Source organism: Paraburkholderia sp. GAS333 (assembly GCF_050435665.1).
Taxonomy (GTDB): domain Bacteria; phylum Pseudomonadota; class Gammaproteobacteria; order Burkholderiales; family Burkholderiaceae; genus Paraburkholderia; species Paraburkholderia fungorum_A.
On the sequence record NZ_JBNDKS010000007.1, the window covers coordinates 206,306 to 227,770 of the forward strand.

General features: G+C 58.5%; 23 protein-coding genes. 13 read left to right on the forward strand and 10 right to left on the reverse strand.

All coding sequences use genetic code 11. From position 1 onward, the window contains the following. The first annotated feature begins 175 nt into the window (after nt 1-175). Nucleotides 176-1,933: a M30 family zinc metallopeptidase gene (locus tag ABH945_RS30525; RefSeq protein ID WP_429253123.1), complete on the forward strand. Its 1,758-nt coding sequence runs from the start codon at nt 176-178 to the stop codon at nt 1,931-1,933. Nucleotides 1,934-2,360: 427 nt separating this feature from the next. Here the strand turns inward: ABH945_RS30525 and ABH945_RS30530 are convergent, their stop codons facing one another. Together ABH945_RS30530 and ABH945_RS30535 are read right to left on the reverse strand one after the other, a co-directional pair. Continuing rightward, nucleotides 2,361-2,717 (reverse strand): barstar family protein, encoded by a 357-nt coding sequence (locus ABH945_RS30530; protein WP_429253124.1) that lies wholly within the window; start codon nt 2,715-2,717, stop codon nt 2,361-2,363. A gap of 254 nt (nt 2,718-2,971) precedes the next feature. Continuing rightward, a complete protein-coding gene (locus tag ABH945_RS30535; RefSeq protein WP_429253125.1) occupies nt 2,972-3,430 on the reverse strand; it encodes an Lrp/AsnC family transcriptional regulator in 459 nt (152 codons plus the stop codon). Nucleotides 3,431-3,554: 124 nt separating this feature from the next. On the opposite strand from ABH945_RS30535, the gene ABH945_RS30540 reads away from it, so the two are divergent. Next, the gene (locus ABH945_RS30540) at nt 3,555-4,121 is read left to right on the forward strand and encodes an RBBP9/YdeN family alpha/beta hydrolase (protein WP_429253126.1); all 567 of its coding nucleotides are present in this window, start codon (nt 3,555-3,557) and stop codon (nt 4,119-4,121) included. Between the two features lie 344 nt (nt 4,122-4,465). Here the strand turns inward: ABH945_RS30540 and ABH945_RS30545 are convergent, their stop codons facing one another. The 3 genes from ABH945_RS30545 to ABH945_RS30555 all read right to left on the reverse strand — a co-directional run bounded on the left by ABH945_RS30545 (nt 4,466) and on the right by ABH945_RS30555 (nt 7,523). Beyond that, complete coding sequence (locus tag ABH945_RS30545; RefSeq protein WP_429253178.1) at nt 4,466-5,452, reverse strand: hypothetical protein; 987 nt, start codon at nt 5,450-5,452, stop codon at nt 4,466-4,468. A 62-nt stretch (nt 5,453-5,514) separates the two neighbouring features. Continuing rightward, complete coding sequence (locus ABH945_RS30550; protein ID WP_429253127.1) at nt 5,515-6,192, reverse strand: carbonic anhydrase; 678 nt, start codon at nt 6,190-6,192, stop codon at nt 5,515-5,517. A gap of 17 nt (nt 6,193-6,209) precedes the next feature. After that, nucleotides 6,210-7,523 carry a DUF2254 domain-containing protein gene (locus tag ABH945_RS30555; RefSeq protein WP_429253128.1) on the reverse strand — a complete coding sequence of 438 codons (1,314 nt, stop codon included), beginning with the start codon at nt 7,521-7,523 and terminating at the stop codon, nt 6,210-6,212. Between the two features lie 411 nt (nt 7,524-7,934). Between ABH945_RS30555 and ABH945_RS30560 the strand changes: the two genes are divergently transcribed. Continuing rightward, nucleotides 7,935-8,903, forward strand: a complete 969-nt coding sequence (locus tag ABH945_RS30560) for a PDR/VanB family oxidoreductase (RefSeq protein ID WP_429253129.1) — start codon at nt 7,935-7,937, stop codon at nt 8,901-8,903. Nucleotides 8,904-8,906: 3 nt separating this feature from the next. Here ABH945_RS30560 and ABH945_RS30565 read toward each other — a convergent pair whose 3' ends face one another. After that, a complete protein-coding gene (locus ABH945_RS30565; RefSeq protein ID WP_429253130.1) occupies nt 8,907-9,830 on the reverse strand; it encodes a LysR family transcriptional regulator in 924 nt (307 codons plus the stop codon). 178 nt (nt 9,831-10,008) lie between these two features. On the opposite strand from ABH945_RS30565, the gene ABH945_RS30570 reads away from it, so the two are divergent. The 3 genes from ABH945_RS30570 (at nt 10,009) to ABH945_RS30580 (ending at nt 12,232) form a co-directional block, all read left to right on the forward strand. Further along, complete coding sequence (locus ABH945_RS30570) at nt 10,009-11,292, forward strand: aromatic ring-hydroxylating oxygenase subunit alpha (RefSeq protein WP_429253131.1); 1,284 nt, start codon at nt 10,009-10,011, stop codon at nt 11,290-11,292. Beyond that, complete coding sequence (locus ABH945_RS30575) at nt 11,289-11,789, forward strand: aromatic-ring-hydroxylating dioxygenase subunit beta (protein WP_429253132.1); 501 nt, start codon at nt 11,289-11,291, stop codon at nt 11,787-11,789. The genes ABH945_RS30570 and ABH945_RS30575 overlap by 4 nt, the downstream gene beginning before the upstream one ends. A 68-nt stretch (nt 11,790-11,857) precedes the next feature. Next, nucleotides 11,858-12,232: a tautomerase family protein gene (locus tag ABH945_RS30580; RefSeq protein WP_429253133.1), complete on the forward strand. Its 375-nt coding sequence runs from the start codon at nt 11,858-11,860 to the stop codon at nt 12,230-12,232. 18 nt (nt 12,233-12,250) lie between these two features. On the opposite strand, the gene ABH945_RS30585 is transcribed toward ABH945_RS30580, so the two are convergent. After that, nucleotides 12,251-13,729, reverse strand: a complete 1,479-nt coding sequence (locus ABH945_RS30585) for an ATP-binding protein (protein WP_429253134.1) — start codon at nt 13,727-13,729, stop codon at nt 12,251-12,253. 242 nt (nt 13,730-13,971) lie between these two features. Between ABH945_RS30585 and ABH945_RS30590 the strand changes: the two genes are divergently transcribed. From ABH945_RS30590 to ABH945_RS30610, 5 genes are all read left to right on the forward strand, one after another. Beyond that, nucleotides 13,972-15,141 carry an acyl-CoA dehydrogenase family protein gene (locus tag ABH945_RS30590; RefSeq protein WP_429253135.1) on the forward strand — a complete coding sequence of 390 codons (1,170 nt, stop codon included), beginning with the start codon at nt 13,972-13,974 and terminating at the stop codon, nt 15,139-15,141. Nucleotides 15,142-15,179: 38 nt separating this feature from the next. Beyond that, nucleotides 15,180-15,575: a hypothetical protein gene (locus tag ABH945_RS30595; protein WP_429253136.1), complete on the forward strand. Its 396-nt coding sequence runs from the start codon at nt 15,180-15,182 to the stop codon at nt 15,573-15,575. 5 nt (nt 15,576-15,580) lie between these two features. Beyond that, nucleotides 15,581-16,120: a nuclear transport factor 2 family protein gene (locus ABH945_RS30600; protein ID WP_429253137.1), complete on the forward strand. Its 540-nt coding sequence runs from the start codon at nt 15,581-15,583 to the stop codon at nt 16,118-16,120. After that, a complete protein-coding gene (locus ABH945_RS30605; protein ID WP_429253138.1) occupies nt 16,117-17,253 on the forward strand; it encodes an amidase in 1,137 nt (378 codons plus the stop codon). The genes ABH945_RS30600 and ABH945_RS30605 overlap by 4 nt, the downstream gene beginning before the upstream one ends. Before the next feature lie 66 nt (nt 17,254-17,319). Continuing rightward, nucleotides 17,320-18,063, forward strand: a complete 744-nt coding sequence (locus ABH945_RS30610; protein WP_429253139.1) for an SDR family NAD(P)-dependent oxidoreductase — start codon at nt 17,320-17,322, stop codon at nt 18,061-18,063. On the opposite strand, the gene ABH945_RS30615 is transcribed toward ABH945_RS30610, so the two are convergent. Beyond that, nucleotides 18,060-18,692 (reverse strand): response regulator transcription factor, encoded by a 633-nt coding sequence (locus tag ABH945_RS30615; protein ID WP_074773381.1) that lies wholly within the window; start codon nt 18,690-18,692, stop codon nt 18,060-18,062. The genes ABH945_RS30610 and ABH945_RS30615 overlap by 4 nt on opposite strands. Before the next feature lie 258 nt (nt 18,693-18,950). On the opposite strand from ABH945_RS30615, the gene hpaC reads away from it, so the two are divergent. Next, nucleotides 18,951-19,487, forward strand: coding sequence for a 4-hydroxyphenylacetate 3-monooxygenase, reductase component (hpaC, locus tag ABH945_RS30620; RefSeq protein WP_074772096.1), 537 nt, complete (start codon nt 18,951-18,953; stop codon nt 19,485-19,487). 97 nt (nt 19,488-19,584) lie between these two features. Here the strand turns inward: hpaC and ABH945_RS30625 are convergent, their stop codons facing one another. Both ABH945_RS30625 and ABH945_RS30630 read right to left on the reverse strand, forming a co-directional pair. Beyond that, entirely contained in the window at nt 19,585-19,860 is a 276-nt protein-coding gene (locus ABH945_RS30625; protein WP_074772094.1) for a DUF2164 domain-containing protein, read from the reverse strand. A gap of 123 nt (nt 19,861-19,983) precedes the next feature. Next, complete coding sequence (locus ABH945_RS30630) at nt 19,984-20,277, reverse strand: DUF4148 domain-containing protein (protein WP_074772092.1); 294 nt, start codon at nt 20,275-20,277, stop codon at nt 19,984-19,986. 187 nt (nt 20,278-20,464) lie between these two features. On the opposite strand from ABH945_RS30630, the gene ABH945_RS30635 reads away from it, so the two are divergent. Further along, the gene (locus tag ABH945_RS30635) at nt 20,465-21,439 is read left to right on the forward strand and encodes an alpha/beta hydrolase family protein (RefSeq protein WP_429253140.1); all 975 of its coding nucleotides are present in this window, start codon (nt 20,465-20,467) and stop codon (nt 21,437-21,439) included. Nucleotides 21,440-21,465 lie beyond the last annotated feature (26 nt).

The following is a 21,465-nucleotide window of genomic DNA, read 5'->3' on the forward strand; positions in this document are numbered from 1 at the left end:
AAAGCTGACAATAAAGCTCACGTGCATTCGGGGATAACCTGACAAAGATTCAGGACATTCCAATAGACCACTCTTCGGGATCCGTTGTTCACATTGCCAGGGCGGCAAAGCGAGGATTTCCTGAAGACGGCAGAGACACTCACAAATCGGCAAAGAACCGATTACCGGGAAAAGTATGCGTAACCAGCGTTTTAATGCGGTATTTGCAGTCACCACGACAATCGCGCTCGCAGTGGCGCTCGCAGCTTGCGGTGGCGGCGGCAGTAGTGGCGACACGTCGAATACCAATAAAACATCGACACCTTCGACGAACACCCCCGCCAGCACCACGACGAGCACAAACACGCCCACCACCCCCGTTACGGTCGCGACGACGCCGTCGACAGATGGTGTGCTGCACGCGGCCTGCACGAGCTGCGGTGCGACAGACGACCAGAGCTATTCGGGCAGCGGCGTCGGCATCTGGCAGGCGTCCAATACGACCACGCAGACTGACAGCGTGACCGTTGCGCTCAAGAATGTGACAGGCAAGAACGTGTCCCTCGTTTTCACCAACGAAGGAGCGATTCCGCAGGTCATACAGCCGGTTTCCGTGACCGAGAACATGCCTGGCGGCCCCAGCACGAGCCTGGTGGCCAACGCGCAGCAGAGCGCAGCCAGCACGGCGGGATCGGCGCAGATGAAGGCGATTCAGGCGTTCAACCAGAACGGCTGGACAAGCCTCACTACCCGCCAGTCCGGCCTCGCCGTACAACGCAACATGGTCAGCGCTGCGCCCTCACAAGACGTGGTCGTGGGCACGACCACACGGCCGTTCTGGCTGGCCGACGGCACCACCCGCGCAACGACGCTCGAGGCACAGTCGCAGACGGCCGACGGTACGACGGTCAACATCTGGGTGGAAACCAGCGAATACACGACCTCGAAGGTGACGCCGCAAATCGTCGCGCAGTTGATGCAGAAGTACGCGGGTGCAAATGGTGTCTACGACGTCGACACGAGCATCGGCGGTCCGTTCTGGGGCGCGAACCAGCAAACCGGCACGATTCCTTCGACGGGCCAGCCTATCGACCTCGTGCTGGTGAACCTGACACCCGACGGACAACCCTACGGCCTGGTCGGTTATTACTACTCGCTCAATAACTTCACGAACCTGGGCACTGGTGTTACGTCGACGAGTAACGAGGACCTGTCGCTCTATCTGGACTCGGAAACGCTATATCTTGGCGGAGCCGCCGGCGTTCAGGCTATGCAGACGACCATGGCGCACGAGAGTCTGCATATGCAGAACTTTTACCGCCGCGGCATGCTGATGGGCCAACCGTACATGTACGCAACGTGGCTCGAAGAAATGACCGCCATGATGATGGAGGACTGGGCAAGCTTCAAACTCGACCCGACGTACAACTCGGTGCGCGACAACCGCTTCCCGGAATATCAGACCTATAACAACCACGGTAGCAATCTGTGCGGGCTGACCACGTGGGACGCGATGGACATAGGATGCGACAGCTATTCGACCAATGGCTCGTTCGGCGGCTTCCTGAATCGGCAACTGGGCCTGAGTTTCTACAAGGCACTGCTGAACGATAAAAGCTCGACGGACTCGCTGACGATGCTCAACGACGCGATTAGTCAGTACCGCTCGGGATCGAGTGTTCAACAGGAGTTTCGTCACTTTGCAGCGGCTGCGGGTTCGAGAATTCCGCTCGGCGCGAACATTGCCGAGTATTCGTTCCCGGCTCGGACCGACAGTGGCTTCACGCTGCCCGCCGTCGACCCCTCGCTTGTTGCGCAATACTTTCCGGCGACGTCGCCGAGTGTGTTGCTGGGTCTCTCCAGCTTGCCGCTTTTCCGTTATCACGTGCTGGGCACGTATCAGGAGACAGTAGCAGTGCCTCCAGGCACGACGCTGACGGTTGTCGTTCAGTAAGTCTATTGAAGCTTCGACCTTGAGCCGCCTCGTCGCCGAGGCGGCTTTATTCATGCACTATTAAAGTAATGGCCCGTTAATCTATTGGGCCATACCGTCAGAAACTTATCCGAACCATCGTGCTGAAGAAAACTGCTTTCATCACCGCGTTGCTATCTGCCTGCACTGTTCTCGCGGGAAGCGTCCATCCGGGCGATACGATTGAGCTTCATGGCCGGCTCGTTTTGCGCGGCAACGAACCTTTCGTCTACGCGGTCGTTTACGACGATACGAGAGGCGTTTGGACGCTTAAAGGCATTAGCCGGAACGACGCGGCGAAACTTCAGAACCTTAGGGTGAGAGTGACGGCAACGGTGACTTCCGGAGAACCTTCCGGGCCTGCGGCGCAGGTTCAGTCTATTTTCGTTGACGAGCCTAGGTAGTCACTTTATTCCTGCGACATTGCGACTACTCTGACTGAGTTATTCAAAGCCGGGCTTTGCGGAGAGAAGTGGGATACGCATGTCCGATTTGCAGATTCATCGCTACTGAAGGCCTGATTTGATTGCTGAGGGCAGCGCGTACGAAAGCTGTCAACGGCTCCAACCTGTATTGCCAACGTCTCGTTCAGACTCACGTGCACGGTCGTCATCTCGGCGGCCGGAACATCGAGATAACTTAGGCAATCAATAGACGCATCCATGTTGCGTCCGTAGAACGCGGGGAAGCCAAGGGCTTGCGCAAAGACAGAGTGAAACGACGGCCAGTCGGTTATTTCGGTCGAATCTACGAATATTGTCGCCATAGTGCTTGCTTTCGCTCGGTGTACTAGTGGGCCACTCTCGGCGGCATCATACAGCCCTGATCCCGGCGCATCGTCTTCGTCAATCCGTCACTCCATGCCCGTTCGGTTGGCGAGAAGTATGCCGTCTGCTAATCCGCCAACTGCGGACTATCGTGTTCAATGTTGCAACGTCTCTTCATGGCCTCACCGAGCCCGGTAGCAACCAGCCCATGCCGACCCCCAGCAGAAAACTGCCTTTTCTACATGACAGCCATTCAAAGTAGCGATCCGCGGATGATCTTCGGGGGATAGCTCGCCAGCACGACAGCAGTGGTCACTGGGCCGAACTTCGCCAGCGTGTCGATAGCCTGCTCCAGTTGTGCCATATCCTCGACCACGATCCGCACCATGAAGCAGTCTTCACCGGTGATGCGATGCGCCTCGATGATTTCGCGCATTGCTTCGAAAGTACTCAAGCAATGTCTGATCTGGGCATGCGTGGTCCTGATCCGGACGATGGCTGCAATTCCGCGGCCTACGAGAGCGGGATTGATCCGCGCCGCGTAACCTTCGATGACCCCTTGTTCCTCAAGTCGTTTTATACGGGCCGTGACGGCCGGCTGTGAAAGTCCGATCTGCTTGCCAAGTTCGGTGTTGCTGATGCGCGCATTGCTTTGAAGCGCCTCCAATATTCGCCAATCCAGCCGGTCCAACGTCATCTGCTTAGGTTTCATTTGTGCGGTCGAGCAACTTCCGTTGATTTGACTGGTTGATGCAACTAATTCAATTGATTTTGGATGTTGCCAGAATTCGTGCGCTTTTACACTGGAGGCTCATTCAACGATGGAGAATTAGCCGATGGTCCACCCCGTGTTCGTTGTTCCCGGTATTGGAAATTCCGGTCCACTGCACTGGCAAAGTGTATGGGAGGCATCGCATCCCGATTGGCAGCGACTCGTTGTCGAAGACTGGGATCAGGTTGCATGCGACGATTGGGTATCTGCAATCGAACATCAATTGGCGCAAAGCGACGACGACACGCTCATCGTGGCGCACAGTCTCGGATGCCTCGCAGTGGCACATTGGGCGAGCCTATATTCGCCCCGAATTCGTGGAGCGCTGCTCGTCGCAGTGCCGGACCCTGCCGCATCGGCGTTCCCCGCTGCGCTCGCAACCGGATTTGCTCCGCTGCCCTCGAAGCGGCTACCCTTTCCTACTGTTGTTGTATCCAGTTCCAACGATCCGTATGGCAGCGTGGAGCACGCGAGCCGTTGTGCCAACGCGTGGGGCAGCGAACTTGTCGAAGTTGGAGCGCAAGGACATCTCAATGCAGATAGCAAGCTGGGCGATTGGCCCGAAGGATTCAGACTGCTGCAAGCGCTGGGCTATAAAAAGGCTAGTCAAACGACTGCCGGCTTGTCGTGAGTCATCGTCTAAGCTCGACGTTGGGCCGAGGCAAATAACAGGCGTCGACGTCATTTAAAAGGAGTAGGGGAAATCCTTCAGCGGTCGTCTTTATTCACGGCTTTTTCGGCACGCTGAATGTTTCTGACCGGAACACGCGATACGTGCGAACCTTCGGACACAGGCTGGCGTCGAACAAGTCTCAAAAGGCGTCGCCGCTTGCTCAGTCTGTAGGCCGATACGTATTCGGTGGTCGGGGCAACACGTTAAGGCTTTTGGAGTATTCCCCGCCTTGGGAAGTAACGGCCACGCGCAACGAAGTGTTACCCGAAAACCAGCCTATGAACACTGACTGTGCGAAAGAGCTAGAAACTCATCGCAAAGCCAAACGACACGCCATGCACGTTATGTCCGAACACGTATCGAACCATCGCGCGCGTACGCGTGATGATAATGGGGTACTTGCTGCTATCGAGTTCAAGTCCGACTCCCAACGACATCAGGTCGTTAAACCCCAGCACGCCAGCACTGTCGCCAAAATAGTGTGAATACGCGGCTTCCAGCACATAGCGGACTGGCCGGTCCAGCGCGTGCCAGCCGGTAGGCGCTCTCCAGCGTGTCCACAGGCTCACTTGCTGTGCCATCGCCGATCCCTGAACTGCCTCCGATGAACCGCCGAAGCTGCGCAGGTAGATGTCAGTGGCCCGCAATTCGGCATCGATTTCGTAGTTTTCGCGGTAGTGCTCGTAGTCGAGCATTAATGAGCCACCGTATCCGTACGCGTCCAGTGAGCCATTCTCCAGGAACTGCAGGTTGCTATCAGTGACGTGATTGAAGAGTGTCTGTCCCACCTTCAGATCGCTCGAGACCCGTCCAATCGTACCGTTCAGGATCGGACGGAACACCAGTTCATCCGTGATCCTGAAATCCCAGCCGACGCCCACCGTGCCGCTGAACGTGTTCCACTTTGTCGGGACCTCGCGCTGCTGGGCGCCTTCCGTAGCGACAAAGATCGGATCGTAACGGCTGTAGGCGAGCGTGCCCTCCAGGTACAGCGGGAAGGATCGACTGATAGTGAAGCCCCCGCCAAACTGCGACTGACCGAAACCGGGATTGCCGGTGGTGCCACTATTGACCGACAGGTTACTGGTCGTAACGTCGGGGACTGTCGTGTAGGTCATGATCGCGAGCACGGCGTTGGCATGCTGCTTCACGTTGCCGCCGACCACAGTATTGCTGGTCAATGGGACCGGCTCGGTCTGCGCATTCGACAGGCAAGGCAGCGCGGCGAACGCCAGAGCGGCACACACCCAGGATGCGCGGCGGGCCCAGCGTACGCGGAGCGCAGGCATGATGGCATCTTGTGCATCCTCAACCCGAGAATGCGTTTTATGTACCGGAGCTTCGGTCACCTTCACCGCGCCCGCGCGGCAAGCCGCGCAATGATCCCATCCGCCATCGCGCGGTCGATGATTTCGAATGAGCGACTCGCGCGCAGGTAGGCATACATGTCGCCAGTTGCGATGTCGAACCACCAGCCACTCAATACCAGCGCCCCGGCGGTGACCTGCCGACGCACAATGGGATAGGTCATGAGATGCTCGAGTTGCACAAGTACGTTGAGTTGCGACAATTGATCGTGCGGTTTCAACCTGTCATCGAGTGGACCTTCCTGTTCGAGGCGAAATGCTGCGTTGCTGGCGTGCGACAGCCATCTATCCAGGTTCGGCGTTTTCAGCTTGGCTTTGCGTGTAGAGACGGCTTTCATCGCACCACACTCGGAATGCCCGCATACAACAATATTCGCGACTTTCAACACCAGCAATGCGTACTCGATCGCGCTTGCCTCAGAGAAGTCTCCGGTAGAAACCCCCTCCGCAGTCGCCGGCGGAATCAGGTTGCCGACGTTACGCATCGTGAACAGATCGCCCGGATGGGTCGAGGCAAGCAGATCAGGGACAACCCGGCTGTCCGCGCACGTGATGAAGAGCGCGTCAGGCGCTTGCGAGAGTGCCAGTTTGCTGAACTGTTTCGCGTATTGCGGCAGCATTTTCTCGCGGAATTCGACGATGCCCATAATGAGTTTGCGCATGGCTTGCTCCCAGAAAGCTAGTTGTTTGCCGTCGAGACCGCCGAACCTCCTAGCCCTTGGGAGTCGGGAATGCGGGCCAACGCCAGGTCCTCCGGGAACGGATGCTTCGAGGTAATCGCACGATCGAGCAGCGCCAACTCGGCACGCAATGCGTCGTGGCGATGCTCCGGCAGGCTCTGGATGAGGTTCTCGATCGCTGCGCGCATACGCCGCGCGATCTGGATGCTGCCCGCGCCGCACTGTCGTATCTCGCGGAAACTTATGTGCACGAAGTCTTCCCAATTCGGCGTCCGTAAGATCACGCGCACCCGCCCCGCCCCATCCACTATTTCTTCGGTGTGCAAAGACCGTTTGCCCACCATGCGCAATAGCCGGTGCAACTGGTCGATTGCAAGCACTGCAGTGGTGGGATCGTTGATCGCTGCCGATAGCGCTTTCAGTGCAATATCCACCAGAATTCGAAACGCGAACATGGGATCCTGCTCCATCGTGCGTTCCGTTCCGAAAGCGACTAGCGTGCGCAGCCTGATCTCGTCGATTGCGCCGGAGTTCCCGTACAGGTAAAACAAGGGCTCGTCCACCGCGACAAAATCACCGACTTGCGGCACGAATTCGATAACTACGTCAGCACGCCGCGCTCTGGCCACGAGCCTTTCCAGATTCACGGCCAGAACGATGCGGGATTTGCCCCGCTGGAGAACAATGCGATCAGGTGCGCCCCGCTCTTTGTCATGTTCCGTCGAGGTTGCTACGCCCGTAGCAGGGGCGGGGTAAACATGCTCGATGGCCGTGATCCCTTGCTCTCCAACGCGAGCCACCAGGCTGACGGGCCGCAGGAATTTCGCGGCGTAGTCAATGAGGAACAGGAAAGCAACGACGGACGCAAATCCGAATAGCGCCGTAATAAACACCTGAAGCTGATGTACCTCGCTCTCACCCATCCAGCTCTGCGTTCTGTCGGCGAACAGCAGTGTGAAGACGAATAGTCCCGAGATGCTACGGATGGTGTTATCGCGCAGCAGTGTCGTCGCGATGATTCGCGGAGTGTACTGGCCGCCGGCGACCTGGATTGCGACGAGCAGTGAACCGAACGTAAATACCAGAAACGCCATGTCGGCAGAAACGATATCACCGAGCAGCGACCGCGCCCCGGTCATGGACAACCCAAGAAATCCGGTTTTCGGATCAAGGGTTCCCTGGCTGATCATCCACCTTCCGACCACTTCAGTCACAGGCTTCACAACGGCATAGATCACGACTGCGATGACCGGCACAGTCCACAGCGAAGACCTTAAGTAGCTCTTCAAACTGTACCAACGGTTCCAGTCCATGCCTGCATTCTCCCTACGATTCATATCGAAGCGGACACCCACGACATTCGCGGTTCGCCAGCCGACAGCCAGAAGGGGCTAGCCGGACGCGTGCACCGCTATCCCTGCCTCACGGCATCCTTCGGTCGTCGGCTTGATGGCCCGTCGGTGTTCAGACCACCTCCGCCGGGAGTTCCAGACTCTTTCTTTTCCGCAATGCAGGATCTGCCGGCAGGCGAACTCTCTCAACACAATATGATCTCCAGAGTTCTGGCAGGTCAATGAGACCTTAGGCCGATACCAAACGCCCCACAAACCACCCGAACAAATAACCCTCATTGATATCCACACCGCTTTTTAATCTATTTGGCTTATTGAAAGCATGTCGCTAACCTCAACGCATCGTCCCTTATCAATGCAACGGAAGGCATCATGCAAGCTCCCACCCTGAAAGTCCGGGTAGACGCGCTGCGCGAGGAAGCGCACGGCGTGCGGTCGTTCAGCATCTCGCGCGTCGACGGCCTTCCCTTCGACGGCTACGACGCGGGCGCGCATATCGACGTCACGAGTCCGTCCGGTATCACGCGTCAATACTCGCTTTGCGGCGACCCCGCCTGCGTCGATTCCCATTTATTCGCCGTAAAAAAGGAAGATCAATCGCGCGGCGGTTCGCGCTCGCTGCATGAAGAAGTGACGGTCGGCACTGAATTGTCAGTAGGCGCACCGCGCAATCTCTTCCGGCTCGAAGAAAACGCGGACGAACACATTCTGATCGGCGCGGGTATCGGCATTACGCCGTTGCTTTCGATGGCGTATCGCCTTGTCGAGCGGAATGCTCGTTTTACGCTGCACTATTTTGCGCGCAGCGAAACGCATGCTGCGTTCATGACGTTGCTCACGCGCGCGCCCTTCGATAAGCACGTGAAGCTACATTTCGGCGTAGAGCGCGAAAGCCTTGTTGCTGAACTCGATGCGTGCGTGCGCGATACCGGACCGAATGCGCACGTCTATACCTGCGGCCCGGCGCCGTTCATGGATCGGGTCGTCGAGACTGCACAAACGCGCTTGCCCGCCGGTTCGATCCACCTCGAACGCTTCAAAGCTGAACCTCCAACCCCCGGCGAAGCATCGCTCGACAGCTTCGATGTGCGTCTTGCGAGCTCAGGGCAAACCGTGCGAGTAAATGAAAAAACCTCCATTGTGGAAGCACTCGCATCGATAGGCATCGAAGTGGATACCTCGTGCGGCGAGGGTGTCTGCGGCACCTGCATGGTCGACGTGGTGAGCGGCGAGCCCGAGCATCGGGATCATTGTCTGAGCAAAGCGGAGCGCGCGAGCAATAGCGTGATCTGCTGTTGCATTTCACGCTCGCGCTCTCCCGTACTGGTACTCGACCTTTAAGGCTCAGATCTTTTTCTGGAAGTTCGCAAGGATGTCGGTCATCAAATCACGCATCCATGCAATGCCTTCATCTTCGTGAAAATGCTCGTGCCAGTGCATCGTGACGGCCGCCTTCGGCAGCTGCACAGGCAATGCATAGATTCGAAACGCGTCGCCACGATTGAGGATATGCGCGAGCCTTTCCGGCAGTGTCGCGATGAGATCGGTGACGGCGAGCACACCCGGCACCGCTACAAAGTGCGGCAACGCCAGCGATATATTGCGTCCGACTCTTTGCGCGCGCAACGCATCGTCGAGTTCATGATGGCTGTGTTCGAGTGAACGCACCTGCACATGTGACGCTTCGAGAAACTGCTCGAGCTTCAAGGTACTCCCTGCCGGTAGCCCTTTACGCTTGCGTGTCATGCACACGTAGGCTTCTTCGAACAGCAACGCATGCCGCGTGCGCGGCAGTAGCGAAGGCAGATTGCCGATCGCGAAGTCGAGTCGGCTCGAACGGAGCGCCTCTTCAATTTCTTCAACTGGCAACGGTTCGACCAGCAATTTCACGCGCGGCGCGACGTCGTGCAATGCTGCGCAAATAGCCGGCAAATACGCCATTTCCCCTGCATCTGAAAGCGAAAGACGAAACGTGCGGGTACTCGTCGCCGGATCGAAACGCTCCGCGTAACGCAGCGCCTGGCGCACGGTGTCGAGCGCACGTCCGACGATTTCAGCAAGCTCCAGCGCCACCGGTGTGGGCTGCATACCCGCACGAGTGCGCACGAACAGCGGATCGTCGAATAGCGTACGCAAGCGCCCCAGCGAATAGCTGACCGCGGGTTGCGACAACGCGAGGCGGTCCCCCGCTTTCGTCAGGCTGCGCTCCTCGACGATTGCATGAAACACGCGCAACAGATTGAGATCGACGTGGTCGATGGATGTCATGGGAACCTCAAGATATAGATCGGACTTATTCCCCGACCGCTTTTTAATCGATTTGACGCATGATCTTCGGAAAGAGAGACTGATGTCAACGAGAGGATGTGCTGATTTGCATGAATGCTCCGCCATCCTCGTTGTTAGTCGCTCGATCAACTAACCCACTCTTCCCACAGCGAATACGATGAGCACGCCGACCTATCAAACCATCGACACAAGCGCGTTAGCGAAACGCGCCGAAAGCGATCGCATTGCGCCTTCCCTCTATTACGATGCCGATCTGTTCGAAGCAGAACTTGAGCGCATCTTCTACAAGACGTGGATCTGGGTCGCGCACGAAAGCGAATTGCCGAAACCAGGCGATTTCGTCACAACGACGATCGGCCGGCAGCCCGTCATCGTGGTTCGCGACAAGAGCGGTGCGGTACACGTGTTGCAGAACCGCTGCCGTCATCGCGGCGCGACCGTCTGCGAAGAGCACAAAGGCAATGCCAAAGGCTTTACCTGCCCCTACCATAGCTGGTCCTACGCGCTCGACGGCACGTTGCGCGCGCTGCCCTATGGCGACGGCTACGAAGGCGTCTGCGAAAAGGGCGACTTGCCGTTGAAGAAGCTGCGTGTGGGCATCTATCAAGGCTTGATCTTCGCGAGCTTCAACGAAACGATCGAACCGCTGGAAGACTTTCTCGGCGGAGCGAAGCCGTGGATCGATCTGTTCATGAAACAGGGCGCGGGTTATCCGATCAAGGCGAACGGCGAACACAAATTCAAGTTCAAGGGTAACTGGAAAATCCAGCTTGAGAATACGACCGACCTCTACCATTTTCCGGTCGTACACAAGTCGTGGATGAAGTCGATCGACGACGAAACCGCTGCAGCAATCACCAGCTTCATGACAAGCGACCAGGCGTTTTGCCGCTCGCTGGGCAACGGTCACAGTCTCGCGGTGCTGGTGCCTGAAATCGTCGATCTCGATCAGGACGACGGCGCGCCTTTGCCCGAACGCTTCGGCGAACTCGCGGCGCAACTCGCAGAAAAGCACTCGCCAGAAGAGGTCCGCCGCATAGTGCGTTCGCTAATGGGCGTCGGCTTCAATCTCAACCTCTTTCCGAACCTCGCGCTGTCGATGGCATTTTTTCGCGTACTGCGCCCGATTTCGGCCGACGAGACCGAGATTCGCCACGTCGCCCTTGCAATGGATGGCGGCCCCGACGAAGCGAATCGCGTGCGCCTGCGCATCCACGAACATTTCCAGGGCCCATTCGGTTTCGGCAGTCCCGACGACGCCGAAGCATGGGAGCGCGTACAGCGCGGCTCGCACGCAGGGCCGGACGTACCGATCCTCGTCAATCGCGGGCTGAACCGCGAAACCACGTCTGCGAACGGAGAAAAAACCGCCCACGCCACCGATGAAACCGGCATGCGCGAAGCCTACAAGCAATGGCGCGCAATGATGGAGCAAGCATGATGGATGACCGCAACGCACTCTTTACCCAGCAGACTTTCTCGCGCGCCATCGAATTCATCTGGCGCGAAGCCGAATTGCTCGATCACCGCGACTATCACGCATGGCTGGAATTGTGGGATCCAAAAGGCCACTACGTGGTGCCGATCGATCCAGACGCAACCGACTACGCGGCCACGCTGAACTACGCCTATGACGATCAGGACATGCGTGAGAAACGCGTGCAGCGAATGACCTCCGGTTACTCGGCATCCGCATCCGACGCGGCTCGTACAGTGCGTACGGTATCGCGCTTCACGCTGTCGAGCGATAGCGCCGATGTGATCGAAGTGAACTCATCGCAAGTGGTAATCGCATACAAGCGCGGGGTGTCGACCATTTTCGCCGCCAATCTCACGCATAAGATCAGCATGGCGAGTGGCGAGCCGCGACTCGTCGAGAAGGTTATCCGCCTGATCGATTCCACCGACGCACTCAGCGCGATCGGCTTCCTGCTCTGATCTTCAATCGCGCGTCGATGCATGTTTGCGTCGGCGCGCACGCTTCTTCAGGTTGAGACGCCATCACCATGCCGACACTCGAAGTCTATCTGCCACAAGGTCACGCGGACGAACGTAAAGCGTCTTTAATCAACGCACTGACGCAAGCCACCGTCGATGCAATCAGTGCGCCCGCAGAGTCCGTTCGCGTGCTGCTCTCCGAATTGCCCGCTGCGAATATCGGCCTCGGTGGCAAAACTACCGCCGCCGCTTTGCCTGTGATCGTTGCGATTCTGATTGCGGGGCGAACCGATGTGCAAAAGCAGGCGCTTATTGCGCAGTTATCGGAGACAACCGCCGCGATACTCGATGCACCGCTGCAATCCACCCGCGTGATGATCAAGGACATTCCGAACACGGACTTCGGCATTGGCGGCCAAACCGCGCGCGCATTAGGCCGCTAGATCCGGTTCGCCATGCTTTTACGCGCGCGGCAACAATGGCAACGCAAAGCGGCAATCGAGTCCGCCCGACGCCGAACGCTGCGCCCAGATGCGTCCGTCATGACGCGAGACGATGTTCTTGCACAACGACAGCCCAATGCCGTTCCCACCCGCTTTAGACGACGAAAAGCCGTCGAACAGACGGCCCAAAGCTTCAGCAGGTACACCGGGGCCATTGTCGATGACGTGAAGCTCCGCCGCCCCGTCGTGTGCGGACGTGGCGAGCGTCACAATGCCAGCAGCTTGCTTTGCATCCGTCAACGCTTCAACGGCATTGAAGGCCAGATTGAGAATCACCTGACCGACCAGCACCCGCTCGCAGCGTATCGGCAGCGGCGTATCGTGTTGCTCGATCGTCACGGTGACGCCTACATCGCGCGCTCGAAGCTGGATGAAATACGCGACCTCCGCGAGTACATCGCGAAGGTCTGCCTGCGTTTCGACCGGCTCGCGCTTCACGACAAACTCACGCACGCTTTTGATAATGTGCGCGGCGTGCTCCGCTTGGCGGTCTGCGGCACGCAAACCCCAGATTGCGTCCGCTGTTGCGTCGAGTGGACTCAACCGCTGAATCGCGCCTTCGACAAAATTGCGTACTGCCGCGAGCGGTTGGCTCAATTCGTGCGCGATCGCCGTCGCCATTTCGCCCATTGCGTTATATCGGCCCGCGTATTCGAGCATTCGCGCCTCGGTACGGCGCGCATCTTCCGTTGCCACTTCTTCGCTGATGTCGCGAAAGTGCAGCAGCACGCCGTTCAAGTCATCATCGATATTGACGCGCCGGCACGTAATGCGCAGCCAGCGTTCAACACCATCGCGACGTACGATGCGATAGCGCTGCGCCGCTGTAGAACGCCGCTTCGTCGCACCGCGCAATTGCGCTATCAGTCGTTCGCGATCAACGGGCATGCAGTAATCGAGCGCCGCCTCTTCAAACAACGCATCATGTGCGATTCCCAGCACGCGCCGCCCCGATTCGCTGAGGTACGCAATATTCCCGCGCGGCGTGATCACCGCCACGCCCTCGCCGAGATCCTGCATATATTCGCGCAGACGCATCTCATAGCTGCGCAGTTTCTGACGCATCGCCTCTTCCGCGCTGATGTCGCGAAACTGCACCATGACCACCGCACGCTCGCGCAACGGCACGTAAGTGGCAATCGCTTCCGACAGCATGTCGACACCCGCTCGCGAGCGATAACACCACTCGTATGCCTGCGGCCCGTTCGCGACCGAACGATCCATCGCGTCGACAGCGATCTCGCGCCGGTACTTGAGGTCGTCGCGTGTCATGTCATGCGCTTTCAGCGGCAGCAGTTCTTCCACCGAAAAACCGAGCGCGACACACGCTGCACGATTGGCCCAGACGATGGCTTTCGTCCGCGCATCGTGCAACAGCACGCATTGGGTCAGTGCATCGAGCAGGAGGCGGAAATCTTCTTCGGCGAGCGAATCCATGGAGCACATTTCCAATGCGGAGAGCGGCAATCGAACGACAGTTTTGGCGAGATTCAACCATACCACCGGCGCCCTCAGCCGACCTCTAAAGATTTCTTTAGCGGACCCGGTGAATCACCGTATGCCGCACGGTCTCTTCCCAATTGTTCGCGATTTTTTGTGTTCCTAGACTGGCATCACCGTGTGCGGCCTGCACACCTTCCCCACTTTATCCTCAACTACTAAAAGGTTCGGAGACGCTCATGTCGCTCACCGCTGCCGTAAAGAAGGAAGACCTCGTCGATCAGACGGATGAACTCACACTAGACGACGTGATCGCGGAAATCGCTCAACGACGCGAAGAATTCGAACGGCTCTCACACGTACCACGCGATGTAATCGACAAGCTGAAACGTGTGGGCATTTATCGTGCGGCCACACCGAAGCGCTTTGGCGGTGACGCGCGCGCGCCTGGCGAATTCCTGCAGATGATCGAGCGCATCGCAGCGGCCGACGGTTCGGCCGCGTGGGTTGCCAGCTTCGGCTCGGCGAACGTGTATCTCGCCGCGCTGCCGCTCGCCACGCAAGCCGCAATCTATGCGAACGGGCCGGACCAAGTGTTCGCGGGCGGTCTCTTTCCGGTTCAGACCGCGACACCTGCCACGGGCGGGTATCGCGTGAACGGATTGTGGAAGTTTGCGAGCGGTTGCAAGGGCGCGGACTGGCTCGGCGTAGGGATCAGCACGGGCAACGCAGGCAACGCACCTGGCAAGCCGCAAACGGCTGTGTTCCGTGCGGAACAGGTGGAGATCGTCGAGAACTGGAACGTGGTCGGCATGCAGGGCACCGGCAGCCACGATTTACGCGTAACCGACCAGTTCGTCGCACAAGACTGGACCTTCGTGCGCGGTGGCGCACCGACCGTCGACGAGCCGCTCTATCGCTATCCGACCATCGCCTACGCGGCGCAAGTATTGGCGGTCGTGAACCTGGGTCTCGCCCGGGCCGCACTCGATGTCGCGAACAACATGGCGGGCGGGCGCAAGACTACGACCGGTGCGCCACAACTCGCAGACCGCGCTTACTACCGGATCGAGCTTGCAAAAGCCGAAGCGCAACTGCGCTCGGCGCGCGCGTTCTTCTACGAATCGACGGATAGCGTGTGGCAATCGATTCTTGCAGGCAACGAAGTAACGCCTGACCAGGTCAGTCTGTTGCGTTTGTCGGCTACTCAGATTGCGCGCGAAGGCGCTGACGTGGTGAACCGCGCGTACCGGCTCGGCGGCACGATGGCGATCTATCGCACGCATCCGCTGCAAAGGTTGATGCGCGACTCGATGGTCGTCACGCAACACGCGTTTCTCGGCGAAGGCAACTATGACGGAGCGGGTGCCGTGTTCGTCGGCGTGCCACCTATTCCCGGTTATCTCTGAACACGCTTTATTCGACATTCAACACTAGGAAACTCACCATGACCGACACTCGCACCCTGCCCTTACGCGTACTTTTCTGCTGCGGAGTCACGCAGAATTTCTTCGACTTGCCGCGCGAGCAGATCGGCGAAGTGTGGCAGGCCTACGGCAAGATGCTGAGCGCCGTCGAGTCGATGGAAAACGTGCGCGTCCTCGGCATCATGGACGACGACCGGCTGGTGGTCGGCCAGGCCGACAGCGCGCCGTGGACGTTCTACATCATGGCCGATGTCGCCGATTTCGACACGGCGGTCGCCGTCTGCAATCTGTATCGAACCACGCCAGTGGGCGAGTACAACCTGTGGCGCTACGGCAAGATCGAGGCGCGTGTCGGCCGCGCGCTGGCTGTTCCGCCTGCTGTTGCCGCAGCAACTTCGGCAACGAACAACGGCTGATGTTCATGACCGAATCGACATTCCACACGACGGCATTGCGCGCGTTGCAGGCGCGATTGATCGCACTTGAAGCTCAGAACTCGGTGCGCAAAACCATCGCGCGTTACATGGCGTTGTGCGACGTTCCCACGCAGGCACTCGACGGCGAATCGCTCGCCGCGCTCTTTTCAGAAGACGCCGTGTGGGAAGGTATCGGCTCGCCATACGCAAACAAGTTCGGATGTCTGCACGGACGCGCGCAGATCGTCGCGATGCTGCAGCGGTATCTGCCGCCCACGCCGCATTTTTCGACCAACGTGCATTTCCTGACCTCGGAACATATCGAAGTGGCTGACGATGCCGATAAAGCCAGGGGACGCTGGATCATGTTGCAGGCATCCGGCTATATCGATGGGCAAGCGGAGTTGATCGCTGCGCGCCTTGAAGTGGACTTCGTGCCCTCTCGTCACGATCAAGGACTGACGTGGCTGATTCAACACTTTCGCACTGAACGTCTTTTCGATGCACCGTGGCAAGTCAATCCGCGTAACGGAGTTCCCGTATGAGCGCATTTCTCAAACAGTTCCACCTCGCAACGTCTGGCGACACGAATGCGCCCTCAGTCGCGATCAAGGACAGCATCGACATTGCCGGCTATCCGACGACCGCCGCGAGTCGTGCATTGGCCGATGCACCACCTGCTTCCACGCATGCCGAAGTCGTGCAGGGTCTGCTCGATGCAGGGTGGCGAATCACGGGCAAAACGAACATGCACGAGTTGGCATTCGGCATGACCGGCATTAACGATCTGTATGGAACGCCACCGAATCCACAGGACCCGGCGCGCATTCCGGGCGGTTCGTCGAGTGGCTCTGCTTCCGCAGTTGGACACCACCTCGTGGATGCCGCTCTCGGCACCGACACCGGCGGCTCGATTCGCGGACCCGCTGCGTGTTGTGGCGTGATCGGACTCAAACCAACGTTCGGCCGTGTTTCGCGCGATGGTATCGCGCCCCGCATGACGACGCTCGATTGCGTCGGACCGTTTGCGCGTGACATGAACACGATCATTCGCCTGATGTCGGCGATCGACCCATCATTCAATACGGGCGATGCGCGTCGCGATGCCACCGGTGTACGTGTAGGCATCGTCACCGTGGAGGCAGACACCGACATAACGCAAGCGATTGAAGCCGCCCTACAACGCGCGGAATTAGCTTCGCACCGTGTCGAATTCGAACTCATGAGCGCCGCATTTTCGGCTGGACTCGCCGTTATCAACGCGGAAACCTGGCAGGCATTCGGCCATTTAGTGGAAACCGGCAAGCTCGGACCCGATATCGAATCCCGATTGCGCGCCGCTGCCAACACGACGCCCGCTGACCTGGAAGCAGCCGAAAGCGTGCGACGTAGCTTTACCGATGAAGTCAATCGCGCGCTGGAAGACGCCGACATCCTCGTGCTCCCGACAATGCCCACGCTGCCCATTACCGTCGAAGCTGCGCGCGCTGGAACATCGGTCATCGGCATGTCGTCGTTGATTCGTCCTTTCAACCTCAGCGGACATCCCGCGCTCACGCTTCCCGTCCCTCTGAAAAACTCGCCGTTAAAAGCGGGTTTGCAGATCGTCGGACGCAAAGGGGCGGACGAAATGGTATGTGCTGTTGCGGCGCATATCGAGGCGATTCTCACTCGCTAAAAACAGCGAATCCGCCATGACACAAGTGTTCCGCTGGTTAATGCGTACTCAAAGGAAAGTTTCAACATGTCGAACAGAACAGTAATTGTCACCGGTGCTGCGCGTGGACTGGGTGCAGTGGTCGCACGCCGCTTCCACGCAGCGGGCTACAACGTCGCATTGGCCGATATCGCGGTCGAACCGACGCAAGCGCTCGCGCGAGAGTTAAGTGAAGACGGATCGAGCGCGTGCGCGCTCAGACTTGACGTTTCATCGAAAGCCGATTTCGAGGCCGCACGCGACGCGCTGATCGAACGCTGGGTTTCGATCGATGCGCTCGTCAATAACGCGGGCGCATCGAAAGTCGTGCCTGTGATGGAGATCACAGCAGAGCAGTTCGATCAGGTGATCGACATCAATCTGCGTAGCGTGTTGTTCGGTTGCCAGGTATTCGGCCAGTACTTCGCGGATCGTGGCGCGGGACGCATTGTGAATATCGCTTCGCTAGCCGGTCAAAACGGCGGATCAGCGACCGGCGCGCATTATGCGGCAGCGAAGGGTGGCGCAATCACGTTGACCAAAGTTTTCGCGCGCGACCTCGCCGCGCATGGCGTGACCGTCAACGCAATCTCGCCGGGTCCACTGGATTTGCCCATCGTCCACGAAAGCGTTCCCGCTGACAAACTCGCCACAGTGATCGCGGGCATTCCAGTAGGAAGGCTTGGCTCCGCTGCATATATTGCGGATGTCGCCGTATTGCTTGCATCGGCAGATGCCTATTTCGCCAACGGCGCGTGCTGGGACGTGAACGGCGGCCTTTACATGCGCTAGTCGCGTTGCTCGCCCGGCGGGCTCCATACTTCGAGCACGTCGCGCACGAGTGTTGCGATCGACACCGCACCCAGCTTTTCCTTGATGCTCGAACGATGCACGTCCACCGTTTTCACGCTGATCGACATATCCGACGCGATGCGCTTGCTGGGTTTGCCTTCTATCAGCCCGCGCAGCACTTCTTTCTCGCGGGTGGTGAGCGAGTTCACGCGCTCGCGCAATTCGCGCAGACGCACGTCTTTCGCGTGACGCTGCGTGGCGAGTTTTATCGCACGTTGCACGCGCTCGAGCATTTGCTGCGAGTTGTACGGCTTCTCGACGAAATCGATGGCGCCTTGCTGAAGCGCACGCACCGACATTGGAATATCGCCATGCCCGCTAACGAAAATGATCGGCAACGTCGCGCCGCGACGGTTCAATTCTTCCTGCACGTCGAAGCCGCTCGTTTCCGGCATGCGGACGTCCAGCACGAGACAGGCCGGCACTTTTGCATCGAACGCGACAAAGAAATCCGCTGCGCTGACAAATCCCTGCGAGCGGATGCCGACCGATTCGAGCAGCCACGCAAGCGACGTACGCATACCGTTGTCGTCGTCGACGATATAAACCAGCGGGGACACTTCGTTCATGGACATTCAGTCTCGTTGCGAACTGCGGGGGTTGGCGGATCTACATGCGCAGCGAAAACAACTCCATGCCCGCACAGCCAGTTCTTGTCATGGATCAATGATAACCGGCCAATTCCCGCTCGCAAATACGCACTCTCACTACCTCGCCAATTCGCGCGACATCACTTCAGGCGCTAGCGATAACCGTGTTCGTGCATTGCCTTCCGTTCAATCCGACACCATCCGATAACCCTTCTACAACTAATAGGGGACGCCCACATGTCCAATGCTCAAAGAGTGGCCAGCACCGAAGTCGATCCCGTTCGGCAGCAATTCCGCCAGGCCATGGCGCACCTCGGCGCAGCGGTCAACGTCATTACCACGGCGGGTCCACACGGCCGCTGCGGAATCACCGCGAGCGCCGTTTGCTCCGTCACGGATGCGCCGCCCACGCTGCTTGTCTGCCTGAACCGATCCAGTGCGATGCATGCCGTTTTTAACGGCAACAGGAACGTGTGTATCAACGTCATTCCGGCCAGTCTCGAAGGCGTTGCACGTCACTTTGCGGGCATGACCGGTTTGTCGATGGAAGAGCGCTTCAAGTTGCCGGTGTGGGACGAAGGTATAGATGGCGTGCCGGTACTACGCGGAGCACTCGCGAGCTTGCAAGGGACGATTGTCGAAGCGAAGGAGGTTGGATCGCATTCGGTCATGTTCGTGGAGACGACCGAGATTCGCGTACGCAACGACGGCGATAGTCTGATCTATTTCGACAGGTATTTTCATCGCGTTCCGCGGGCGTGGAAAGCGCAGTGAGGCGGTTTCGATGATCCACTGTATCTCGCCGAGCCGTTGTGATGCGACTACATCGACGCACGACGATTGACGAAAATCGCATTAGTCGAAGCCACGCTCATTTCCGTGGCTTCGATTTGACTTCGTATTTCTTCCAGTACTGGAACTCGTCTTCGTGCACGTCGAAATCGAGTTCCGAGATACGCTGCTGGAGTCGCTCCTGCACATCGGCCACGGCTTTGTTGTAAATGGTAGGTCCAATTTCTTCGAGGAAGAAACCAAGGAGCGCGCCCGCACCGATATTGCCTATCGGCTCCTCCATATTTTTTTCGAAATAACGCTGAATGGAGGCGATCGCGTCGGCTCGTAGTTCTTTAGTCAGTTCAATGGTCATGGTGGCTGTGGGTGGCAACGATCTGTTCAGCGGGGGCCCAGTCAAGCGCGAGGTCGCCGCACCGAATTCCAGAACACTGGCTGAAGTCCGGGCGGTACGCAGATTATGAGAGGGGGTTCTCGCTCACCTGCATTGCGCGTCGTACCAGAGATCGACCTGTTGCTGCGCCGCCTGCAAATCATCCGGGTAATGTGGATCGAACCGTAGCCCCGGGTCGTAGCCCGCTTTTCTCAGGGCCGCCAGTTCGCTGCGGCTTCGCTCGGGTGTCACAGGCGCGTTGTGTCTAAGCGCGCCCAGATCGGCGCATTGCGCGGCGCTCAACACCGGCTGGTTCTGTGACACGCCGCCGGTCGAGCAGCCCGCGAGCGAGAGCATCAACACAGAAAGCGCGGGCCAGATTCTGGACGTGTTCTTCATGGCTCAATTCACTCCAATTCCAATTCAACGATGTAATTCGATCGACATCGACTATTGTCCTTCGAATCGGGCCCACTGTCTTTGTGCAGTCGATTAATTTGCCGCACTGCGCCATTCGCTGGGCCAACGCGAATGCGTGTACCGTTCGGTTTGTGCGACGACGGTAACGGAGGCCTCGGTGAGGTTGATGGTCATTGTCATTTTCCTTTTAGGTCTGGCCCCGGTCGCCGCCTTCGCCACCGATGTCGGCTTTGAGGAGGTCAGGATATCGAACGGCGCGGAGCCGCCACTCATCGTGGGCATCTGGTATCCGACTGATTCGCCGGCGACTTCGAGCGCGTTGGGCGATGTCACCCAGACAGTCGCGCGCGGCGCTCCTCTGGCGGGTAATAGACTGCCACTCGTGGTGATGTCTCACGGCGGCGCAGGCTGGTACGGCAGCCACTACGACACGGCGCTGGCGTTGGCGCATGCGGGCTTCGTCGCGGCGGCGGTCAGTCACGCGGGAGACACTTTCGATGACCAGAGCCGCGTCCTGCAACTTTGGCGCCGTCCCGCCCAGCTTCACCGGCTGATCGACTACATGCTCGACGATTGGCATGGACACGCGCAACTGGATGCGACTCGCGTCGGCGCATTTGGCTTCTCCAACGGCGGATTCACTGTGCTGGTGGCTGCGGGCGCAATCCCGGACCTCTCGACAATCGGTCCGTTTTGCCAGACTCACGCGGATCAGGATCTCTGCGAAGCGCTACGGCATTTCGGCGTCAATGTGCATTCCATTGCGAACGTACCTACTGACGCCTGGGTCCACGATCCGCGTATTGGAGCGCTTGTCATCGCCGCGCCTTCGTTCGGGTTTGCGTTCGGTCGTACAGGGTTAAGTGGCGTTCACGCGCCGGTGCAACTCTGGAGTGCGGCCGATGATCGTCACCAGCCACACCCCGACTACGATGAGCCGGTACGTGACCACTTGCCCCGCGCGCCCGACTTTCACATGGTTGCCAACGCCGGTCATTACGATTTCCTGCCGCCTTGCGATGCACGTCTTTCGCGACTTCGGCCGGAGATCTGCACTAGTCTGCCGGGTTTCGACCGGGCGGCGTTTCACGAGCAGTTCAACGTCAATGTGGTGGATTTTTTCAAACGAATGTTGCGATAGAAGCGTCTCGCCACACATGGACAACG